The following is a 21,879-nucleotide window of genomic DNA, read 5'->3' on the forward strand; positions in this document are numbered from 1 at the left end:
AGTTTTCAGGCGCTGCCGGCACAGATCGGCAGCGGTTCGGGGCATTTTTCAGCAGGTGCAGCATGCAGAACTTTCTTGGGGAACAGCACAGTCTCACGCAGTCGATCCGCGGTGCCACGCCATTGCGACCCCATCTGGGCTGGTTGCTGGCGGGGCTGGTTGCCTTGCCGCTGCCGGCGGCTTTTGCCGCTGACAGCGGCGCCAGCGCACAGGATCAGGAACCGACCCTGAAGTCGGTGACCGTCACCGCCACCCGCCGCGAAGAATCGCTGCAGAAAGTCCCGGTGGCGGTCTCGGTGGTGGAGGGCGAGCAACTGGAGCGGGATAACCGCAACGGCGTTGCAAGCATTGTGCAGCAGGTTCCATCGCTGAACTTCCGCACGGGTGCCTCGAACAAGGACACCTCGCTGTTCATCCGTGGCGTGGGCACCATTTCCACCTCACCGGGGGTGGAGCCCACGGTGGCTACGGTGATCGACGGGGTGGTCTACGGCCGCCCCGGCCAGGCCACCCTGGACCTGCTGGATCTGGAACGGATCGAGGTGCTGCGCGGGCCCCAGGGCACCCTGTTCGGCAAGAACGCCTCGGCCGGGGTGCTGAATGTCATCACCAAGGCGCCTACGGCCGAGACTCATGGCTACATCGACCAGGCCTACTACAGCGGCAACGAAAGCCGCACCCGTTTTGGCATTGGCGGCAGCCTGATTCCCGACACCCTCAAGGGCTCGCTCACCACCTTGTTCGGCAGTTACGACGGCAATGTGGATAACCGCCACAACGGCCAGGAGGTCAACGGCTACAACCGCAAGGGCGTGCGCGGCAAGCTGGAGTTCACCCCCAGCGAGGACCTCAAGTTCACCTTCGCGGCGGACTACATGCAATCCCATGATGACGCCCCCAACGGGGTGGTGAGCAAGGCCCTGACACCTGCCTTTGCCAATGCCCTGAACCCCGTGCGCGCCAGCAGCGACAACCGGGACATCAACACCGACACCCGTACCCATGTGGACGATATCAACAAGGGCCTTTCCGGCCAGCTGGACTGGAGCCTGGGCGACTATACCCTGACCTCGATCACCGCCTGGCGCGGCTGGAACAATACCCAGTACCAGGACGGCGACCGTCTTGGCACGGTCACTGCGGCTTTCCCCGGGACCGCCGACAAGGGTGACCTGGACTACAACCAGTACTCGCAGGAGCTGCGCCTGGCATCGCCCAAGGGGCAGTTCCTGGAGTACGTCGGCGGCCTGTTCTACATGCACGGCAAGGATGAAGAAACCTACCAGCGCACCCTGACCACCACCACCAGCGCCAGCCGGGGCGTTGCCGACTACAGCACCACCAACGACAGCTACGCGGTATTTGGCGAGAGCACCCTGAATTTCACCGAGGACTTTCGTGGCATCGCCGGCCTGCGCTGGACCCACGATGACCTGAAGTACGATCACCGCCGGGTCTCGACTTCGGCGACCACGGTCAGCGGCATCCAGCCGGGCACCCAGAGTTCCGGCTCGGTGGACGAGGATGGCTGGTCCGGGCGCCTGGGCCTGCAATATGACCTCAGCGCCACGGTCACCAGCTACCTGACCTATTCCCGGGGCTACAAGGGCCCGGCCTACAACGTGTTCTTCAACATGCAGCCGCGGGACACCCAAGCGCTGAAACCCGAAACCTCCAACACCTGGGAGGCGGGGATCAAGGCCAGCAGCTGGAATAACCGGCTGACCACCAACCTCGCGGTGTTCCACAGCGAATACGACAACTACCAGGCCAACTTCTTCGACACCGTGGCCGGGCAGGTAGTGACCCGCCTGATCAATGCCGGGAGCGTCAGCAGCGAGGGCGTGGAACTGGATTACGCCCTGCAGGCCACCCAGCAACTGAAGTTCTCCGGGGCCCTGGCCTACACCCGGGCGCGCATCGATGAATTCGCCTGCCCGGCGGGCGCGGCGGCTTCGTGCAACGTCAACGGCAAGCCGTTGCCCTTTAGCCCGGACTGGAAAAGCTACGTGCGCGCCGACTACAGCATTCCCCTGGATAACGGCCTGGATATCGAGTTGGGCACTGACTACAGCTGGCAAAGCGAAGTGCAGTACGACATCAGCCAGAACCTCGACACCCGGCAGGGCGCCTACGGCATCTGGAACGCCAGCATTGCCCTGGCCGACTACAACGATGGCTGGCGCGTGGCGTTGCTGGGCAAGAACCTTGCCGACAAGTCCTATTCGCCCTTGCTGGCCAGTGGTGGCAACTACATCTACCGCGCCGTGCCCCGGGATGACGAACGTTATTTCGGCGTGCAGTTGCGCAAGGATTTCTGATGCCCTGCCGTTGTAGGAGCCGGCTTGCCGGCGAATGGGGCGGCGAGCTGGGAGCAGGTCCCGGGGGCGCTTTCGCTGGCAAGCCAGCTCCTACCGCGGGCTTTGGCGGTGCCCTTTTTGCAGCATGAAACAAGGAGTGATCCATGTCCCGTTCCACTCGCCAGCTCAAGCTCGGCGCCTTTCTCATGGCCACCGGTCACCACGTTGCCGCCTGGCGTCATCCGGATGTTCCGGCCCAGGCAGGGCTGGATTTTGCCGTCTATAAAGAACTGGCGCAGATCGCCGAAGCCGCGCGCTTCGATGCACTGTTCGTCGCCGACAGCCTGGCAGCCCCTACCGGCCCCATCGCCAGCCGCATGGCCCGCTCCGATTACTTCGAACCCTTGACGTTACTGGCGGCCCTGGCGGCCGTGACCGAACGAATAGGGCTAATTGCCACTAGCACTACGAGCTATAACGTACCGTACCACGTAGCACGTAAATTCGCTTCGCTGGACCATCTTTCAGGTGGTCGGGCGGGGTGGAACCTGGTGACTTCCGACAATGCCGCCGAAGCGCGGAATTTCGGTCGGGAAGAACATTTTGGGCACGCGGAACGTTATCGCAGGGCCCGGGAGTTCCATCGGGTGGTCACCGGGCTCTGGGACAGCTGGGAGGACGACGCCTTTGTCCGCAACAAGGCCAGTGGCGAGTATTTCGACCCGGACAAGCAGCATTTACTGGACCATCGCGGTGAATTCTTCCAGGTCAAAGGGCCATTGAATGTGGCACGCCCACCCCAGGGATACCCCGTCATCGTCCAGGCCGGTTCTTCCGAGAGCGGTCGTGAGCTGGCGGCCCAGACCGCCGAAGTGGTATTCACCGCCCAGCCCTCCCTGGCTGCCGCACAGGCCTTCTATGCCGACCTGAAAGGACGCCTGAAGCAGTACGATCGTAGTACACAATCCCTGAAAATCATGCCTGGGGTATTCGTGGTGGTGGGGGACAGCGAAAGTCAGGCCCGGGAAAAATTCGAAGCCTTCCAGGACCTGGTGGAGCCCGAAGTGGGCGTGGCCCTGTTGGGGAGGATGCTGGGCAACTTCGACTTGTCCGGCTACCCGCTGGATGCACCGTTACCGTCGCTGCCACTGACCGAGAGCGGCCAGCAGAGCCGCCAGCAATTGCTCACCGAGCTGGCCGGCAAGGACAACCTGACCCTGGCCCAGTTGGGGCGCAGGATTGCCGGTGGCCGTGGGCACTACAGCCTGATCGGTACGCCCGGGCAGATAGCCGACGAACTGCAAGCCTGGTTCGAGGAGGACGCGGCCGATGGTTTCAATGTGCTGGTGCCACATCTCCCTGGCGGGCTACGGGACTTTGCCGGCGGGGTGATTCCGGAACTGCAGCGGCGCGGGCTGTTCAGAACTGAATACGAGGGCCGAACCCTGCGGGAAAACCTGGGGTTGGCGCGACCGAAGAATCAGTTTGTGTGACAACGCGGCTCCTACCGTGGGGCGCTTTGATCGACGTTAGTCGTTTTGGAAAGACCTGACTCAGAGAGGATTCGATGACTTACATAGCTGCTGAAAACCGCTACGACTCCATCCCCTATCGCCGTGTCGGCCGCAGTGGCCTGGTACTGCCGGCGCTGTCCCTGGGGTTGTGGCACAACTTTGGCGACAGCACGCCGATCGACACCCAGCGTGCCTTGCTGCGCACGGCCTTCGACCTGGGGATCAACCACTTCGACCTGGCCAACAACTACGGCCCGCCCTACGGCAGCGCCGAAATCAACTTCGGCCGCTTGCTGCGTGAAGACTTCAAGGCCTATCGCGATGAATTGATCATCTCCAGCAAGGCCGGTTGGGACATGTGGCCCGGGCCTTACGGGCAGGGCGGCGGTTCGCGCAAGTACGTGCTGGCCAGCCTCGACCAGAGCCTGCAGCGCCTGGGCCTGGACTATGTGGATATCTTCTATTCCCACCGTTTCGACCCGGATACGCCGCTGGAGGAAACCGCCAGCGCCCTGGCCACCGCCGTGCAGCAGGGCAAGGCGTTGTATATCGGTATTTCTTCCTATTCGGGGGCCAAGACCCGGGAAATCGCCGTGTTGCTCAAGGAGTGGAAGGTGCCGCTGCTGATCCATCAACCGGCCTACAACATGCTCAACCGCTGGGTCGAGAAGGACCTGCTGGACACCACCGAGGAGCTCGGCGCCGGGGTCATCGCCTTTACGCCGCTGGCCCAGGGCCTGCTTACCGACAAGTACCTCAATGGCATTCCCGAGGATGCGCGGGTCAATCGTCCGGGGGGCGGCTCGTTGCAGGCTTCGCACTTGTCGGAGGCCAATATCGCCCATGTCCGCGCGCTCAACGAGATCGCCAAGAACCGCGGCCAGAGCCTGGCGCAACTGGCCCTGGCCTGGACCCTGCGCGACCCGCGGGTGACCTCGGCGCTGATCGGTGCCAGCCGGCCGGAGCAGATCATCGAGAACGTCGGGGCGTTGCAGAACCTGAGCTTCAGTGTCGAGGAACTGGCGGAAATCGATCATTTCGCCAAAGAGGGGCGCATCAACCTGTGGGAAAAACCTTCGACGGCAGAGTGAGGTAAGTCTGCCCGTGCACCGATAAAACAGCCCCCGGCAGAGCGATCTGCCGGGGGCTGTTGGCTTTGCCGCCTGGAGCGGGGCGGCAGGCGTCGTTACCTGGTCGTGCTGCTGACTTTCAAGGGGGACGGATTGCCGGCCACGGTGCGGTCCTGGGGATCATCGAGGTCGACCTTGGCGGTCACCGACAGGCCCGGCCGCAGGCGTTCGAGGCCGGACTGGTTGGCGTCGAAGCGAATGCGCACCGGCACCCGCTGGACGATCTTGGTGAAGTTGCCGGTGCCCGGTTCGAAGGGCAGCAGGGCAAAGGTCGAGCCTGAACCCGGAGCCAGGCTTTCCACGGTGCCGGTGATGCTGACGCCTGGCAGGGCATCGATCTTGATCTGCGTCGATTGCCCCGGGTACATGTGCTGGGTCTGGGTCTCCTTGAAGTTGGCCAGTACATAGAGGTCATGCAGCGGCACCAGGGTCAGCAGGCGCGAACCCGGTTGCACGTAATCGCCGACCTGGATCTGCCGATTGCCGACGGTGCCGTCCATCGGTGCATAGATGGTGGTGTGGCGCAGGTCCTGCTGGGCCAGTTCCAGCCGCGCCTTGGCGGTTACCACCTTGGCCTTGGCCATCTGCAATTGCGCTTGCAGGCGTTGCCGTTGCGCGGTGGTGACCGCAAGGTCGTTCTCCGCCACTTGCAACATGGCCTGGGCGTAGGCCAGGCCTTGTTCTGCGGAGATGGCCTGGGTGCTGTATTTCTCCACTTCATTGCGCGCCACGGCGCCAGTGGTGACCAGGGTATCGAAGCGATTGCGCTCTGCACCGGCACGCTTGGATTCGGCCTGGTTGGTGCGGATCGAGGTACGCGCCGCCTGCACGCGGGCACTGGCCAGGCGCTGCTCGGCGTCCTGGATGGTCAGCGCGGCCTCGGCCAGGGCGACTTGGGCCTGGTTGTCCGCCAGATCGCCTTCGGCCAGGGATACCCGGCTGTCGAACTCTTCGCTGTTGATGCGCACCAGGGGCTGCCCGGCGGTGACGCTCTGGTGATCCTTGACCAGCACCTCTGTCACCAGGCCATGGACCCGCGGCGCGACGGAGGTCGCATCGGCGGCGATGTAGGCATCGTCCGTGGCCTGCGTCGACGGCGCCATCAGCACCCAGCCAACCCCGACTGCTACCAATGTCAGGGCGATAGCGCCGGCGATCAGCGGGCGCTTGGAACGCTTGCGCGGCTTCTCGGACTCTTGGGCGGCTTGCAGGATGGCGTTCTGAGTCTGGGTGCTCTGCTCCATGTTGAAGCTCCATGCTGTTTTGAATTACGATCATAATATTCACATGTCGGTCGCAATACTACAGGGAAGTACCTACCGTGACGACAAGCGCAACTGACCTCTCCGAAGCGGGTGCCCAGCCCGGCCAACAGTCCACCAAGCGCAAGTTTCTGGTCTTCACGATCATGGCTTTCGGCATGTTCATGGCGCTGATCGACATCCAGATCGTGGCGGCCTCGCTCAACGACGTGCAGGCCGGGCTCAGTGCCGGCCCTGATGAAGTGAGCTGGGTGCAGACCGCCTATCTGATTGCCGAACTGATCATGATTCCCTTCTCGGCGTTTCTCGCCCAGGCGATTTCCACCCGCTGGCTGTTCGCTGCCAGCGCGGCGTTCTTTACCCTGTTCAGCGTGGGTTGCGGGATGGCCTGGAACATCGAGTCGATGATCGTGCTGCGGGCCCTGCAAGGCTTTGCCGGCGGGGCGATGGTGCCCACGGTATTCGCCGTGGGGTTCGTGTTGTTCGAAGGCAAGCAGCGGGCGATGGTCCCGGCAATCCTTGGCATGACCGCGGTGCTGGCACCGACCCTGGGCCCCACGGTGGGCGGCCTGGTGACCTTCTACCTGGACTGGCGCTGGATCTTCTTCATCAACGTGCTGCCGGGGCTGGTGATCTGCATCGGTGCGGCGTTGCTGATCGATGTGGATCGCCCGGACCTGTCCATGCTGCGGCGTATCGACTGGCTGCATTTCGTCGCCATGGCGCTGGCCCTGGGGTGTTTTGAATACGTGCTGGAGGAGGGGCCGCGCAAGGACTGGTTCAGCGATACCGGGATCGTCATCGCGGCCTGGGTGTCCCTTGTGTCCTTTGGTTTGTTCATCGAGCGCTCGTTGTATTCGAACAACCCGATCGTGTCCCTGGTGCCGTTTCGCGACCGTACCTTTTCCATTGCCTGCCTGCTGAACCTGGTGATCGGTTTTGGCCTTTATTCGTCGACCTACCTGGTGCCGGTGTTTCTTGGCCGGGTGCGTGGCTTCGATAGCCTGGAAATCGGCACCACGGTTTTTGTCGTGGGCATCGGGCAGTTGGTCAGTACGATTATTGCTGCCCGGGCCTCGGAAAAAGTTGATCGGCGCCTGATCATCTCGGTGGGTTTCCTCGGCCTGGCGCTGAGCCTGTGGCTGACTTCCCGGGTCACCTCCAACTGGGGATTCGATGAGTTGCTGGTGCCGCAGGTGGCGCGTGGGCTGTTCCTGATGCTGTGCATCGTGCCGAGCGTGAACATGGCCTTGAGTTCGTTCCAGGGGGTTGAACTGCGCCAGGCCTCCGGGCTGTTCAACCTGATGCGCAACCTGGGCGGCGCCATTGGTATTGCTACGGTCAACACCTGGCTGCAGGACGATGCCCGGACTCAGGTCCTGCGCCTGTCCGAGTCGCTGGGGAGCAAGGCTGTCGCCGCCCAGGAACTCATGGGCCAACTGGCGCTGAAGATTGCCGCCGATACACCGGATGCCAGCCACGCTTTCCTGATGGCTCAGGGCATTCTCGGCCGCCTGGTGGGGCGTGAAGCGCTGACCCTGGCCTTTGGCGATGTGTTCCGCCTGATGGCGATGATGTTCGTGGTGGCGTTGTTGCTGGTGCCGTTGTGCAAGGTGCCCCCGGCCGCGCCAGGCGCAGCCGAGGAGGAGAGGTGATAAGCAGCCGGGGCCTAGATGATCGGCGGCCCGGAGCGGGTCTTGCGCAACTGGCTGGGGGTGCAGCCCATGTTTTTCCACATCAGGCGGCGTAGAGCGGTGGAATCGGCATAGCCCACTTTGAAAGCAACTTCTTCAATGCTCATATTGGTGGTTTCCAATAAGCTTTGAACATGTTGCAGGCGAACTTTCTGAATGAAGGCCATGGGCGGTTTTCCCGTGGCGCTACGAATTCTGCGGGATAAGGTCTTCTCGGTTATACGCAAATGTTCGGCAATGGTGCTCAGTGGCGGAACGTTGGGCAGGCAATCCTCGATGAACTTCTCCATTAACAAAACTTCACGGTTTTCCGTTTGCAAGTTGGACAAGGCCATGTAGTGATATTGCGCCGGTCGACCATCTATCAACAGATAACGCATGGTCAATTCAGCAATCTGATTGCCCATCTTATTACGCAATATGTAGAGCATTAGATCCATTTGCGACATGCCTGCGCCTGCTGTAATCATATTTCCGTCATGAATAAGCATGCGTTTTGTGTCGAGTATCGCTTCGGGATAACGCTCTTTGAAAGTTTCATACAGTTGCCAATGAGTGGTGACCGTATGCCCCTCCAGAACCCCCGCCTCACCCAGGACGAAAACTGCTGAACAGGACGCCGCCGTCTGCTGCCCGCGGCGGTGATGGTCATGCACCAGCTGGCTGAGCTTGCGGATATCGGCGTGCCCGAGCCGGGTGATCAGTTCGCTGGACAGGCTGAGCCCAGGCAGCCTTTTTTCGCGGCGACAGCCAAAGAAATCCAGCTCCTGGGTGTTCTCCAGCCCCAGTCCAGGGATCACCAGCATGCTGCCTTCGATGGCCTGGACCTTGTCCAGTGGCTGGGCATCCAGGCGCATGCCGTTGCGCATGCGAACCGATTCGCTGCTGCCGATAATCTTCCAGGTGATGGTTGGCCGGCCCATGACTTCGGCGACCTGGTTAGCTGTTCGCAGCACATCCAGGGTGATCGCGACACTCGATCCCATGGCACCTTCCAGCGCAATAAGCGTGAGCACATCCATGTCCATTTTCTCCCTGTAAGTGTCCATTTGTGCATTAGCAAAATATACAAGCTGGTGGCAGACTTCTCAACGCATCCAGATTTCACTTTCCTGCCCACGCTATTCCCTGTGGGACATAAAAAAATATGCATTCATCAAGTGAATGCGTTGCTCTGTCAATAAAATGACATCTTTGTCTACTGCCTAGTAAGAGCTCCCCTTCTTAGGGGCGTTTGTTCGGTTCCTTAGTGCTGAAAATAATAAACGACCTTTAGGTCAATATATGGCTCTCCATTTAAAAAGGATTTTGAATGAACTACGCCGTGCCTCGTGATTATCTTAATGATGTCAATCCAGCCATCTCAGCGCATGTAGCAGTTGATGATCTGCCGTTGGCCGAAGTCCCGGGCATCGAATGTTTAAGTTCGGTTACCGAAGTACTGGCCTATCGCGCATGGCGGCAACCCGATGCCATTGCCTTCATCCATCTGCTCGATGGCGAGCGGGAGGAGGCGTCGATCAGCTACGCCGAACTGTGGAAGCGTAGTCAACGATTGGCCGCCGCGCTGCAGATCTTCGAGCCCCGTGAAAAACGGGTGCTGATGCTGTTCGAGACCGGTATAGACTACATCGTTTCACTGTTCGGCCTGCTGCTGGCCGGTGCCGTGGCGATCCCGGCCTTTCCCCCAGTGGGGACCCGGGGGCTGGAGCGGCTGGCACTGATCTGCGCTGATGCCCATCCGCAACTGGTGCTCACCAGCTCGCGCTTCATGCGGTCCCAGGAGCGGGTCAACGCTCTGCTCCAGGGTGATTTGCCCGTGCCCCAGTGGGTTGACCCGGAGCAGTTGGCCGAGGCGGATTCATCCTGGCGCGGGCAGGCGCTCGCCCACGGCCAACTGGCCCTGCTGCAATACACCTCGGGCTCCACCTCGGCGCCCAAGGGCGTGATGCTGACCCACGACAACCTCTACAGTAATTGCCGCAGTGCCAGCCAGTGGATGGGCCCGGCCAGGAATCGCGTGGGTTGCAGCTGGCTGCCGCCCTATCACGACATGGGCCTGATGGGCGGAATCCTGCAGCCGATCTTCGATGCCTTCCCTACCGTGCTCATCAGCCCCGGGCACTTTGTCCAGCGGCCGCTGCGCTGGCTGGATGCGGTGTCCAGGTACGGCGCCGACGTCACCATCGCGCCCAACTTCGCCTTCGACCTGTGTGTCGAAAACATCACCGACGAGGAACTGGCAGAGCTCGACCTGAGCAAGCTCAAGGCTATCTATTGCGGGGCCGAGCCGGTGCGCCAGAGCACCCTGGCGCGCTTCTCCGAACGTTTTGCCGCCGCCGGCTTCAACCCGGCGGCCCTGGGCCCCTGCTACGGGTTGGCCGAGGCCACCGTACTGGTCTCGGGCAAGCGCCACGATGAGCCGGCGTTCAATACCCAGGTGGATCGGGACCAACTCGCCAGTGGCACCCTGGCCATCGTCGATGCCGAGGATGCCCGGGCCCTGCCGCTGGTCAGTAGCGGCAGGGTCGCCCCGGGCCTGCGCGTGGCGATTGTCGACCCTGTCAGCCTGCAACCGGTGGCGGACGGCCAGATCGGCGAGATCTGGGTCCAGGGCGACAACGTGGGCGCCGGCTACTGGGGCAAGGAAGCGCTGAGCCAGCAGGTGTTTCGCGCCAGCCTGCCGGGCATCCATGGGCGTTTCATGCGCACCGGCGATCTTGGCGCGCTGCACCGCGATGAGCTGTTCGTCACCGGGCGCCTCAAGGACCTGATCATCATTGCCGGGCGCAACCTGTATCCCCAGGACCTGGAGCTGGCGGTGGAAAGCGCCGACCCGCGCATCCGCAGCAACGGCTGCGTGGCGGTGGGCATCGATAACGGCCAGCAGGAACAACTGGCGATCGTGGCCGAGGTCAAGCGCAGCGAGAAACTCGATGAAGCCCAGCAGGAACAGCTGCGCCAGGTGATCACCAGTGCGCTGGTCAGCCAGTTCGGCGTGGCCCCGGCGCGCATCCACCTGGCGCCCATGGGCGGCATTCCACTGACCACCAGTGGCAAGGTCCAGCGCCAGGCCACCCGCAAGGCCCTGCTCAACGACACGCTGGCGCGCTATGGCGCCAGTCGCGCGGCTGCGGCACCTACCCTTAAAACTGCTACGGATGCCCTGTCATGACGGCCATGAATCCTCATATCGACCGCACCGGCCAGCGCGAGCGGCAATTGGCCTGGCTGACGGTCGCAACTCCGGCAGTGGGCACCGTGGTGGCCCTGGTGCTGGCCTGGCATCAGGGCATCGGCTGGCTGGAAATCGGCGCGCTGGCCAGCATGTACCTGCTGACCGCCCTGGGAGTGGAAGTGGGCATGCACCGGTTCTTTTCCCACCATGCGTTCAAGGCCGGCCCGGTGATCACCGCATTCTTCGGCATCGCCGGTTCGATGGCGGCGCAGGGCCCGATCCTGTTCTGGGCGGCGACCCATCGCCAGCACCACGCCTTCACCGACAAGGAAGGCGACCCGCATTCGCCGCGCCCGCTCAAGGCGGGTTTTATCGGCAATATCCAGGGCTGGTGGCACGCTCACCTGGGCTGGCTGTTCAGCCTGCGCAAGCAGAACTGGAGCCAGTTCGTGCCGGACCTGCTGCGCGATCGACTGATCATGCAGATCAACCAGCGCTACTACCTGTGGATCATCCTCGGCCTGCTGCTGCCCAGCCTGGCATGCGGGCTGATAACCCGCAGCTGGGAGGGCGCGCTCAGCGGCCTGCTGTGGGGCGGCTTCGTGCGGATCTTCCTGGTGGACCACGCCACCTGGTGCATCAACTCCTTTGCCCACCGGGTTGGCGGCCGCGACCACAAGACCCGGGATACCAGCCGCAACGTGTTCTGGCTGGCGATTCCGACGGTAGGGGGCGGTTGGCACAACAACCACCATGCCTTCCCGGCGCTGGCCCATGCCGGCCTGAAACCCTGGCAGTTGGATATTGGCGGCCTGTTCATCGAGCTGCTCGCCCTCTGCGGCCTGGCCTGGGATGTCAAACGGCCCGGCCCGACCGTGGCTGCAGAACCTTCAGAAAGCTGATTGCCGGTCCCTACCTCACAGGAAGCAATTCATGGACGAGATACTCACCAACACAGCGACACCAGAGGTCGGCGGGGTTGCCCAGCTGAGCCCGAGTGCGGCCAGGACCAAGGCGCGGATCGCGCTGGCAGTCATGCTGGTGCCCCTGTTCGGGACCTTCGAGGCAATCCGGCTATGGTTCACCGGCCAGGTCCATGCCCTGGATTTCATCCTCTTCGCGGTGTTCTACGCGGTGCAGATGTTCGGGGTTTCCATGGGCTACCACCGTTACCTGGCCCATCGTGCGTTCAAGACCTCGCGGCTGATGAGCAGCCTGATGCTGATCGCCGGTTGCATGGCGGCCCAGGGACCGATCCTGTTCTGGGTCACCACCCATCGCCGGCACCACACCTACAGCGACCAGCACGGTGACCCGCATTCCCCCAACCTCATGGGCCAGAGCCGCTGGCAACGGGCCAAGGGGCTGTGGCATGCGCACATGCCGTGGATGCTGGCCCCGGACATGTCGAGCTGGAACTTCTTCGCCCCGGACATCCTGCGCGACCGCCGGCTGTTCTTCTACAACCAGACCTACCTGTTCTGGGTGGCCCTGGGGGTAATCCTGCCAGGGGTGATCGGCGGGCTGGTCAGCCAGAGCTGGTCCGGTGCCTGGAGCGGCCTGATCTTCGGCGGCCTGGCGCGGATCTTCGTCGCCAACCAGGCGGCCTGGTGTGTGGGCTCCATCTGCCACCGCTACGGCGCTCGCCCGTTCGTGACCCACGACCAGAGCACCAACAACTGGATCGTGGCCTTCCTCACCTTTGGCGAGGGGCTGCAAAACAATCACCACGCATTCCCTGCCTGGTACCGGCATGGCGTGCACTGGTGGGAGCCCGACCTGTCGGGCTGGACACTGGCGTTAATGGGCAAGCTGAGACTGGTCTCAGACCTGCGTTCCCCGTCCCAGGCAATGATCGACAAAGTCCGCAAGCGCCAGGCCTCGTCCTGAAACGCCCAATCGGCTGATCGTATTAACCACCTCACTCATCAAGGAAGATCCTATGTCCAATTTCATCTCCAATTTGCTGAGCACTCTGAGCTTCTCAGAGAAAAAACAGGCGGCGGTCGAACTCAACGAGGACAGCATCAAGCATTGGCTGGTGCAGAAGATGGGCGCGCTCTTGAAGATCGATCCTTCCCAGGTCGATACCGCCCGCAGCTTCGAGTCCTACGGCCTCGATTCGCTGGTAGCGGTGAAGGTGGCGGGTGACCTGGAGAAGTTCATGGAGCAGCGCCTGTCGCCGGCCCTGCTGTTCGAATACTCCAGCATCGATGACCTGTCCAAATACCTGGCCAATGAACTGACCACATCCGAAGTTTGACTTCGCAGGAGCTTGGCCATGGCCATTGCACAGATGCCCTCGCAAAAAAACGATAAATTCAATGACCTGCTCCGACGCTCTCAGGAGATCGAGGGCCTGCGTCTGACCGACGCAATCCCCAAGCACCTGTATCAGCCGCGGGTATGGCGCGGGATGCTCAGCTTCGTCGTCAGCTACATGCTCTACATCGGTGCCATCGTGGCGGTCGCCCACGTGCACTGGATGTTCTACCTGCCGCTGTGGCTGGTGGCGGGCCTGGGCGGCTGGGGCCTGTTCTGTGTCGCTCACGATTGCGGGCACAACTCGTTCTCGCGCAACCGCAGCTTCAACCACATCCTCGGGCACATCGCGCTGCTGCCGTTGCTGTACCCGTTCCACGGCTGGCGCCACATGCACAACATGCACCACGCCAACACCAACAACCTGGAAATGGACGTCGACTGGCGCCCGGTGCTGCGCGTGCAATATGACGCCATGCCCTGGTGGGACAAGCTGGTCTACAGCAGCACCCGCACCTGGCTGTTCTGGCTGGGCACGGTCAACTACCAGCGTCACTCGGGCTTCCGTCCGTCGATGTTCCACAAGCTCGAAGCGCGCAACGAAGTGCGTCGCTCGATCCTGTTCATGGTGGTGGCTGCGCTGATCTACCTGCCGACCCTGGTCTACTTCACCGGCTTCACCGGCCTGTTCCTGTACTTCATCGCCCCGTGGCTGGCGACCCATGCCTGGTTCAGCCTGACCACCATGATGCACCACATCAGCGACGAGACCCCGTTCCTCACCAAGGAACACTGGAGCTTCAACAGCAGCCGCCTGCTGCTGACCACCGACTACATGTACCCCAAGTGGCTGCTGTTCCTGACCCACTACATTTCGGTGCACACCGCGCACCATGTGGCGCCGATCATTCCCCACTACAACCTGCCCGAAGCCCAGGCCGCGTTGAAGACGGCCTTCCCCGGCATGGTCCGGGAAAAGCCCATGACCGTGCAGGACGTGTGGCACGTGGCGCGTAGCTGCCACCTGTACGACCCGGTGAACGGTTTCTATGAGTCCTTCGACCAACCAACCCAGGCGGCCGGTGACCCGAGCACCCCCGGAGCCCGGGCCGCCAACGGCCCGTTGACCATGAAGCAGCAGATGCTGCGCAGCTACATGGGCGTGCTGGGATCGGTGTCGCTGGAGACCGCCGGGGCCAAGGCCACCGACCTGTTCGGCTACACCCGGGAATACATCAAGCAGCCGGACAAGGAAATGAGCCCCCTGGGCGCCCAGCGTTTCCATATCAAGGGTATCCCCGGCGTTCCCCATGGCTATCAGTGGGGCACGGGCAACCAGACCATCCTGCTGGTCCATGGCTGGGGTGCGGACAGCCGCAGCCTGTATTCCTTCACCCGGGTCCTGCAGCGCCAGGGCTTCAAGGTCGCGACCTTCGATGCGCCGGCCCACGGCATCTCGCCGGGCTCGCTGAGCACCATGACCGAGTTCAAGGACGCGGTGAAAGCGGCGATTGTCGCCCTCGGCGACGTGGTGGGTATCGTTGCCCATTCCCTGGGCGGGATTGCCGCCACCGGAGCCCTGGCCGAACTGGCCGAGACTCATCGGATCAAGGCCCTGTGCCTGCTGGGCTCGCCGGCCAACCTGCCGGTGGTGATCCAGCGCTGGGCCAACGGCTACCTGAAGCTCAAGCCGGCGGTGGTCCAGGCCATGCACCGGGAACTGTGGAAACGCAACGGCGTGCCGGTGGAGCACTGGGATATCCCGGCGCTGGGCAACGCCCTGCAACTGCCAACCCTGGTGCTGCATGACCTCAACGACCCGATCGTGCCGTTCTGCGAAGCGCAGCAGATCACCACGCTGATGCCATGGGCCAAGCTGGAGCCGGTGTCCGGGCTCGGGCATGTGCGGATCCTCTCCGATGCCGCGGTACTGGAGCAGGTGGCGCAGTTCCTCGTGGAGAACGTCAAGGTGGCCGAAGTGGCCCAGGCCAGCGCATGAGAACAACGCATAACCCTTTGATGATGGTTGACCACCCATGAGCACCTACGCTGAAAACGCTGTGGCCGAGTCCGGCCTGTGGATGTGCCTGATCTGTGGCTGGATCTACGATCAACGCCTTGGCGATCCGGATTCGGGGGTGCCTCCTGGCACCGCCTGGGACGACATTGCCGAGGATTGGACCTGCCCGGAATGCGGCGTGAGCAAGTTGGACTTCAACATGGTGAAGCTGTAGCCCAGCGCTTGAATTCTGTAGTCGATGAGGAAGGAAGATGGCGACCCAAGAGCCAAGGCCGGCACCTGCCAGGGGCCGGCGCAACAGCTTCAGGAAGATGCTCTTCAAGGGCATTTACAACGGGGTTCTGGGGCTGCTTCGCTGCAGCTTCTGGATTGAGTCGCGGCTTTTTCCCCAGCGCGCTGCAGCACGGGCGCTGAAGATGTTCACGACGCCACAACGGCTGCGCCAGCATTTTCCGCAGACCTTGCCCAGCGCCACGGTGCAGGACCTGGAAACCGACCAGGGGCGCCTGCGCTGCTTTCGCTGGACTCCACCGCAGGTCCGGCGCCGGGTGGTGCTGGTGCACGGTTGGAGTGGCGCCAGCACCCAGTGGCAGTACCTGATCCCGCTGTTGCTGGAGGAGGGCTGCGAGGTCCTCTCCTTCGACTGCATCGGCCATGGCGGCAGCGGCGGTCGGCAGGCCTCGCTGCCGACCTTCGTCAGCATGCTCGACCAGGTGCAAAAGCAACTGGGGCCCTTCGACACCGTGATTGGTCACTCCCTGGGCGGCGCTGCCGCCGGGTATGCCTTGAGCACTCCGGTCGGCAAGGGTTTCCAGCGAGCGGTCCTGGTGGCCGCGCCGGCCGATATCGAAAACGTGGTCCGGCGCTTTGCCGCATTTTTGTGGATCAACGATGACGTCAGGCAACGCATGCAACTTCTGGTTGAGCAACGCTATCAGAAGGACATGGCCAGCCTGGCGGTCAGCCGTTATGGGCGCCAGGTGGAGGTCCCGGTGCTGCTGGTGCATGACCAGCAGGACCAGGAAGTCCCGGCAGATGACCTGCAATCCTTCGCCGAAGGCTTGCGACACCGGCGGGTCTTGCAGACTCGCGGGTTGGGCCATCTGAAAATTCTCAAGGACAGCGCGACCATGGAGGCCGTGGTCGAGTTTGTCTGTGCAAAGGACGGCAACCTATGAGTGAAAGTTACGATGTGATCGTTATTGGTGCGGGTCCCGGCGGCTATGTCGCCGCCATCCGGGCCGCGCAACTGGGGCTCAAGACAGTCTGCATCGAGCGCTACAAGGGCAAGGATGGCAAGACTGCCCTGGGCGGGACGTGCCTGAACGTTGGCTGCATTCCCTCCAAGGCACTGCTGGACAGTTCCCACCACTACTACGAAGCGCGCAACGGATTCGAAGTGCACGGCATCGGCATCCGCAATCCGCAGATGGATGTGCCGGCCATGCTGGCGCGCAAGGACAACGTGGTGCGCAATTTCAACGGTGGCATCGCCTCGCTGTTCAAGGCCAATGGCGTGGCCCTGCTGGAAGGTCACGGCAAGTTGCTGGCCAACAAGGAAGTGGAGGTCACCGCGGCCGATGGCAGCACCCAGCGCATCAGCGCCACCAGCATCATTCTCGCCCCCGGCTCACGGCCTATCGATATCGCCGCCGCGCCGCTGACGGACAAGGTGATCGTCGATTCCACCGGAGCCCTGGAATTCACCAGCGTGCCCAAGCGTCTTGGGGTGATCGGCGCCGGCGTCATCGGCCTGGAACTGGGCTCGGTCTGGGCCCGCCTGGGCGCCGAAGTGACGGTGCTCGAAGCCCTCGACAGCTTCCTGCCGGCAGTGGACGTACAGATCGCCAAGGAGGCGCAGAAGATCCTCGGCAAGCAAGGCCTGGATATCCGTCTGGGTGCCCGGATGACGGCGTCCGAAGTGCAGGGCGACAGCGTCAAGGTCAGCCTCAGCGAGGCCGGCGAAGACAAGCAGCAGACCTTCGACCGCCTGATCGTCGCCGTGGGTCGTCGGCCCCTGACCACCGACCTGTTGGCGCCTGACAGCGGCGTACAACTGGATGAGCGCGGCTTCATCCACGTCGACGGTCAGTGCCTGACCAGCGTGCCCGGGGTGTTCGCCATTGGCGACGTGGTACGCGGCCCGATGCTGGCGCACAAGGCGTCGGAAGAAGGAGTGATGGTGGCCGAGAGCCTTGCCGGGCATCACCATCCGCTCAATTACGAGCTGATCCCGTCAGTGATCTACACCCACCCGGAAATCGCCTGGGTCGGCCAGACCGAGCAGGCCCTCAAGGCCCAGGGCATCGAGCTGAACATCGGCACCTTCCCCTTCGCCGCCAGCAGCCGCGCCATGGCGGCCAACGACACCGCCGGGCTGGTCAAGGTAATTGCCGATGCGCGCACCGACCGGGTACTGGGCGTGCATGTGATCGGGCCGGGCGCTGCGGAACTGGTCCAGGAAGGCGCGATCGGCATGGAGTTCGGCACCAGCGCCGAAGACCTGGGGATGATGGTGTTCTCCCATCCGACCCTGTCCGAAGCCCTGCATGAAGCCGCACTGTCGGTGAATGGCCAGGCGATTCATATCGGCAATCGCAAGAAGAAAGCTCCCGCCAGCGTCAAATAGCCAGCCTTCCCCGGCCTCGCTCGTTCAGCGGGGCCGGGGCTTGCTGCATCCTCCGTGTTTCAGCGAAAGAACGGCACATCCCCCAGAATGGTCGCGCGGTGCATGACTCGGCGCTGTGGACGGTAGTCGTCCACCGCATAGTGCTGGGTCACGCGGTTGTCCCAGAACGCCACGTCGTTTTCCTGCCAGCGCCAGCGGATGGTGAATTCCGGGCGGGTGGCGTGGGCGAACAGCAGCTTGAGGATGGCTTCGCTTTCGCTCTCGGACAGTTCGTTGATCTTGGTGGTGAATCCGTCGTTGACGAACAGCGACTTGCGTCCGCTCACCGGATGGGTGCGGATCACCGGGTGCGACAGCGGCGGGTTCTTGCGCCGGGTTTCCTCCCAGCGCGCCAGGTCTTCGGGGGTGTTGCCGAAGCGCTCCAGAGGGAAGGACTTGATGAACTCGTGGGTGGCGGTCAGGCCCTGGAGCAGGTTCTTCATCGGCTCGGACAAGGCTTCGTAGGCGGCAATGCCGCTGGCCCACAGGGTGTCGCCGCCGAACTCCGGCAGCAGCTTGGCGCTGAGCACCGCGCCCAGGGCCGGGGTCGGCAGAAAGGTTACGTCGGTGTGCCAGATGGCGTTGTCGCGCACGTCGGTCTCGGCGGTATCGAGGATCAATACCTCCGGCTGCTCCGGCACATTGGGGTAGATCGGGTGGATGTGCAGGTCGCCGAAGCAGGCGGCGAAACGCGCCTGCTGCTGCGGGGTGACCGGCTGGTTGCGAAAGAACAGTACCTGGTGCTTGAGCAGCGCCTGCTCGATGGCGTCACGATGTTCGATGCTCAAGGGCTGGCTGATATCGATGCCGCCGATCTGGGCGCCGAGGGCGGAGCTTAGAGGAGTGATGGTCAGGCTCATGATCGTTCTCTTGTACGGCGCCGGACGTCGGCGTGGTCGGATTCGGTTTATCTGCATCAATCTTAAAATCGCTGGCATGCACGGTTCTTGTAGCCGCTGCCGAGCCTTGGCGAGGCTGCGAACGTCTGCGCAGCAAACGCAAACCCTTGCAGCGCGGTCGTCCTGGCCGATCGCTGCGAGCGCTGTGCGCTCGGTCGCAGCCTCTCGGGGGCTGCAGCGGCTACAGACAACCGGGGCAATCGACGCAAGGCAGGCGCCAGTCAGTGGCTCTGGCCATGCCAGGGCACCAGCTTGCGCTGCAGGGCGCGCAGGCCCATTTCCATGGCGAAGGCGATCAGGGCAATCACCAGGATCCCCAGCACCACCACATCGGTGACCAGGAATTGCGCGGCGGACTGCACCATGAAACCCAGGCCGCTGGTGGCGGCAATCAGCTCTGCCGCCACCAGGGTCGACCAGCCCACGCCCAGGCCGATGCGCACGCCGGTGAGGATGTCCGGCAAGGCGCTGGGCAGGATCACATGGCGAATCAGCTGGGCCCGGGTAGCCCCCAGGGACTGGGCGGCGCGCAGCTTCGCCGGGTCCACGGTGCGCACGCCGGTAGCGGTGGCGATGGCGATCGGGGCGAAGATCGCAAGGTAGATCAGCAGCACCTTGGACAGCTCGCCAATCCCGCACCAGATGACGATCAGCGGCAGGTAGGCCAGGGGCGGAATCGGCCGGTAGAACTCGATCAGCGGGTCGAGCACGCCACGGGCGATGCGGTTGGCGCCGATGGCGATGCCCACCGGAATCGCCGTCAGCACGGCAAAGCCCAGGGCCAGGCCGATGCGTTGCAGGCTCGCCGCCAGGTGCTGCCATAGGGTGGAATCCATGTAGCCGCTGGTGGCCAGCAACCAGCCCTTTTGCAGCACCGCAGAAGGGGGCGGCAGGAACAGCGGCTCGATCAGGCCGGTGGCGGTGACGGCCCACCACAAGGCCAGCAGGACCACCAGGGTCAGCACGCTGATCCAGCGGGTGCTCAGGCTGCGGCGCGCGATTTGTGGCGCTTTGGGGTTGGCATCGCCGGTGGCGGTGGCGGGAATCTCGTAGCTGCTCATGGCCGCTCCTGCTGCTGGGTGGCGCTGCGCTGGGAGAACACCCGGGCCAGCACGTGTTCGCGGGTTTCGATGAACCGCGGGTCGGACTTGATCGCCCGCGCCGACTCGCCGGCGGCGTAGCGCTGGCCGAAGTCCAGGTTCAGGCGTTCGACGATCTGCCCCGGGTTGGGCGCCAGGAGAATCAGCTCGGTGGCCAGGAACACCGCTTCTTCGATGTCGTGGGTAATCAGGAATACCGGCTTGGCGGTACGGCGCCAGACTTGCAGCAACAGCTCCTGCATCTGCTCGCGAGTGAAGGCATCCAGGGCACCGAAGGGTTCGTCCATCAGCAGCACCCGCGGGTCGGCCGCCAGGGCGCGGGCCAGGCCCACTCGCTGCTTCTGGCCACCGGAGAGCTGCCAGATGCGGCGCTTGTCGAAGCCGGCCAGGTCCACCAGGGCAAGCATTTCCCGAGCCCGCGCTTCGCGCTTGTCGCGGGCCACGCCGGCCAGCTCCAGGCCGACGGCGACGTTGCCCAGCACGTCCTGCCAGGGCAGCAGGGCATCGTCTTGGAACACCACGCCGCGTTCGGCGCTGGGGCCCTGCACCGGTACGCCATCAAGCTGGATGCGCCCGGCGCTGGGTTCGACGAAGCCGGCAATCAGGTTCAGCAGCGAGGTCTTGCCGCTGCCGGAAGGGCCCAGGGCGACCAGCAGTTGCTGTGGCCCCAGGGTCAGGGAAATATCCGCCAGCACCGGTTCGGCGGCGCCGGGGTACTGTGCGCTGATGCGCTCCAGTTGTAGCAAGGCCATGACGGCTATCTCCTGTCCTGACGCGGGTTATTCAGGGATGAACTTGGCGCTGACGTAGGGGGCGTAGTCCGGCAGCACTGCCTCGACCTTGCCCTGCTCCTTGAGGAACGCGGCGGTGTCGGTGATGGCCTTGGTGGTCGGGGCGCCGAGGCTGACCACCTGATCGGCGGCCAGTGGGTAGACGTTGCCTTGCAGCAGCAGCGGGATATCGCTGGCCTTGGCCCCGGAGAGCTTCACCAGCTTGTCGACGTTGCCCTGGTTGGCCAGCCAGGCTTGCGGGTCCTTGCGGTACTGGGCGTAGGCATCCAGGGTCACCTTGGCAAAGGCCGTGACGATTTCCGGGTGCTTCTCGGCGAAATCCTTGCGCACGATCCAGGCGTCGAAGGTCGGCGCGCCGAACTTGGCCAGCTCGCCGGAGGTGATCAGCACCTTGCCGTTTTCCTTGGCCACGCCCAGGGCCGGGTCCCAGACGTAGGTGGCGTCGATATCGCCGCGTTTCCAGGCGGCGATGATCGCCGGTGGCGCGAGGTTGAGGATCTGTACTTTCGAAGGGTCGATGTTCCAGTGCTTCAGGGCGGCCAGCAGGCTGTAGTGGCCGGTGGAAACGAAGGGCACGGCGACTTTCTTGCCGACCAGATCCTGAGGGCTGTTGATCCCGGAACCGTCCCGGGCCACCAGGGCTTCGGCGGCGCCGATCTGGGTGGCGATGAGGAAGGTCTGCACCGGCACCTTGCGGGTGATGGCGGCGGTCAGCGGGCTGGAGCCCAGGTAGCCGATCTGCACATCGCCGGAAGCGATGGCGGCGATGACGTCGGCACCGTTGTCGAATTTGCGCCAGTTGATCTTGGCCTGGGTGGCTTTTTCGTAGCTGCCGTCGGCTTGGGCGACCTTGGCCGGGTCGACGGTGGTCTGGTAGGCGACGGTGACGTCGGCCGCCTGGGCGAAGAAACTCGCTGCGGCCAGGGACGCGGCCGCCAGGAGGCGAAGGGGGAAATGCAGTTTCATGGAAGGCTCCTCATAGGCGGCCGGTGATCGGCGTGGGAGGAGACTAAATGATCTAAGAATGCAGAAATAAATAACTTATTTGCATTAGCTTATGA

At 63.3% G+C, this 21,879-nt stretch carries 18 protein-coding genes; 12 read left to right on the top strand and 6 right to left on the bottom strand.

The window, feature by feature from the left end:
• The first annotated feature begins 62 nt into the window (after positions 1 to 62).
• From ABCR88_RS01370 to mgrA, 3 genes are all read left to right on the top strand, one after another.
• Positions 63 to 2,321, top strand: coding sequence for a TonB-dependent receptor (locus ABCR88_RS01370; protein ID WP_350404008.1), 2,259 nt, complete (start codon positions 63 to 65; stop codon positions 2,319 to 2,321).
• 143 nt (positions 2,322 to 2,464) lie between these two features.
• Positions 2,465 to 3,793, top strand: a complete 1,329-nt coding sequence (locus ABCR88_RS01375; protein WP_232643906.1) for an LLM class flavin-dependent oxidoreductase — start codon at positions 2,465 to 2,467, stop codon at positions 3,791 to 3,793.
• 74 nt (positions 3,794 to 3,867) lie between these two features.
• Positions 3,868 to 4,905 carry an L-glyceraldehyde 3-phosphate reductase gene (mgrA, locus tag ABCR88_RS01380; RefSeq protein WP_350404009.1) on the top strand — a complete coding sequence of 346 codons (1,038 nt, stop codon included), beginning with the start codon at positions 3,868 to 3,870 and terminating at the stop codon, positions 4,903 to 4,905.
• A 95-nt stretch (positions 4,906 to 5,000) separates the two neighbouring features.
• Here the strand turns inward: mgrA and ABCR88_RS01385 are convergent, their stop codons facing one another.
• Positions 5,001 to 6,188: an HlyD family secretion protein gene (locus ABCR88_RS01385; protein WP_350404010.1), complete on the bottom strand. Its 1,188-nt coding sequence runs from the start codon at positions 6,186 to 6,188 to the stop codon at positions 5,001 to 5,003.
• Between the two features lie 77 nt (positions 6,189 to 6,265).
• Here ABCR88_RS01385 and ABCR88_RS01390 point away from each other — a divergent pair, with 77 nt between their 5' ends.
• A complete protein-coding gene (locus tag ABCR88_RS01390; protein WP_350404012.1) occupies positions 6,266 to 7,861 on the top strand; it encodes a DHA2 family efflux MFS transporter permease subunit in 1,596 nt (531 codons plus the stop codon).
• A gap of 14 nt (positions 7,862 to 7,875) precedes the next feature.
• Here the strand turns inward: ABCR88_RS01390 and ABCR88_RS01395 are convergent, their stop codons facing one another.
• Positions 7,876 to 8,922, bottom strand: coding sequence for a helix-turn-helix domain-containing protein (locus tag ABCR88_RS01395; protein ID WP_011058640.1), 1,047 nt, complete (start codon positions 8,920 to 8,922; stop codon positions 7,876 to 7,878).
• A gap of 371 nt (positions 8,923 to 9,293) precedes the next feature.
• Between ABCR88_RS01395 and ABCR88_RS01400 the strand changes: the two genes are divergently transcribed.
• The 8 genes from ABCR88_RS01400 to lpdA all read left to right on the top strand — a co-directional run bounded on the left by ABCR88_RS01400 (position 9,294) and on the right by lpdA (position 17,989).
• Entirely contained in the window at positions 9,294 to 11,075 is a 1,782-nt protein-coding gene (locus ABCR88_RS01400) for a fatty acyl-AMP ligase (protein WP_019095745.1), read from the top strand.
• Complete coding sequence (locus ABCR88_RS01405; protein ID WP_015633759.1) at positions 11,072 to 11,980, top strand: acyl-CoA desaturase; 909 nt, start codon at positions 11,072 to 11,074, stop codon at positions 11,978 to 11,980. Before ABCR88_RS01400 ends, ABCR88_RS01405 begins: the two co-directional genes overlap by 4 nt.
• A 31-nt stretch (positions 11,981 to 12,011) precedes the next feature.
• Positions 12,012 to 12,968, top strand: a complete 957-nt coding sequence (locus ABCR88_RS01410) for an acyl-CoA desaturase (RefSeq protein WP_015633760.1) — start codon at positions 12,012 to 12,014, stop codon at positions 12,966 to 12,968.
• Between the two features lie 52 nt (positions 12,969 to 13,020).
• A complete protein-coding gene (locus tag ABCR88_RS01415; RefSeq protein ID WP_011058644.1) occupies positions 13,021 to 13,341 on the top strand; it encodes an acyl carrier protein in 321 nt (106 codons plus the stop codon).
• Positions 13,342 to 13,359: 18 nt separating this feature from the next.
• Positions 13,360 to 15,339 (top strand): alpha/beta fold hydrolase, encoded by a 1,980-nt coding sequence (locus tag ABCR88_RS01420; RefSeq protein WP_183000634.1) that lies wholly within the window; start codon positions 13,360 to 13,362, stop codon positions 15,337 to 15,339.
• A gap of 37 nt (positions 15,340 to 15,376) precedes the next feature.
• On the top strand, positions 15,377 to 15,574 hold the full coding sequence (locus ABCR88_RS01425) for a rubredoxin (RefSeq protein ID WP_011058646.1): 198 nt from the start codon (positions 15,377 to 15,379) through the stop codon (positions 15,572 to 15,574).
• 202 nt (positions 15,575 to 15,776) lie between these two features.
• A complete protein-coding gene (locus ABCR88_RS01430; RefSeq protein ID WP_171053494.1) occupies positions 15,777 to 16,538 on the top strand; it encodes an alpha/beta fold hydrolase in 762 nt (253 codons plus the stop codon).
• The gene (gene lpdA, locus ABCR88_RS01435; protein WP_350404015.1) at positions 16,535 to 17,989 is read left to right on the top strand and encodes a dihydrolipoyl dehydrogenase; all 1,455 of its coding nucleotides are present in this window, start codon (positions 16,535 to 16,537) and stop codon (positions 17,987 to 17,989) included. The genes ABCR88_RS01430 and lpdA overlap by 4 nt, the downstream gene beginning before the upstream one ends.
• Before the next feature lie 59 nt (positions 17,990 to 18,048).
• Here the strand turns inward: lpdA and tauD are convergent, their stop codons facing one another.
• From tauD to tauA, 4 genes are all read right to left on the bottom strand, one after another.
• Positions 18,049 to 18,888, bottom strand: coding sequence for a taurine dioxygenase (tauD, locus tag ABCR88_RS01440; protein WP_350404017.1), 840 nt, complete (start codon positions 18,886 to 18,888; stop codon positions 18,049 to 18,051).
• Positions 18,889 to 19,148: 260 nt separating this feature from the next.
• Positions 19,149 to 19,988 (bottom strand): taurine ABC transporter permease TauC, encoded by an 840-nt coding sequence (gene tauC, locus ABCR88_RS01445; protein ID WP_041115196.1) that lies wholly within the window; start codon positions 19,986 to 19,988, stop codon positions 19,149 to 19,151.
• Positions 19,985 to 20,779, bottom strand: a complete 795-nt coding sequence (tauB, locus tag ABCR88_RS01450; RefSeq protein ID WP_350404019.1) for a taurine ABC transporter ATP-binding subunit — start codon at positions 20,777 to 20,779, stop codon at positions 19,985 to 19,987. The genes tauC and tauB overlap by 4 nt, the downstream gene beginning before the upstream one ends.
• Before the next feature lie 27 nt (positions 20,780 to 20,806).
• Complete coding sequence (gene tauA, locus ABCR88_RS01455; RefSeq protein ID WP_011058652.1) at positions 20,807 to 21,784, bottom strand: taurine ABC transporter substrate-binding protein; 978 nt, start codon at positions 21,782 to 21,784, stop codon at positions 20,807 to 20,809.
• Positions 21,785 to 21,879 lie beyond the last annotated feature (95 nt).

The sequence above is a fragment of the Pseudomonas sp. W17 genome (assembly GCF_040268305.1).
Classification (GTDB): Bacteria; Pseudomonadota; Gammaproteobacteria; order Pseudomonadales; family Pseudomonadaceae; genus Aquipseudomonas; species Aquipseudomonas protegens.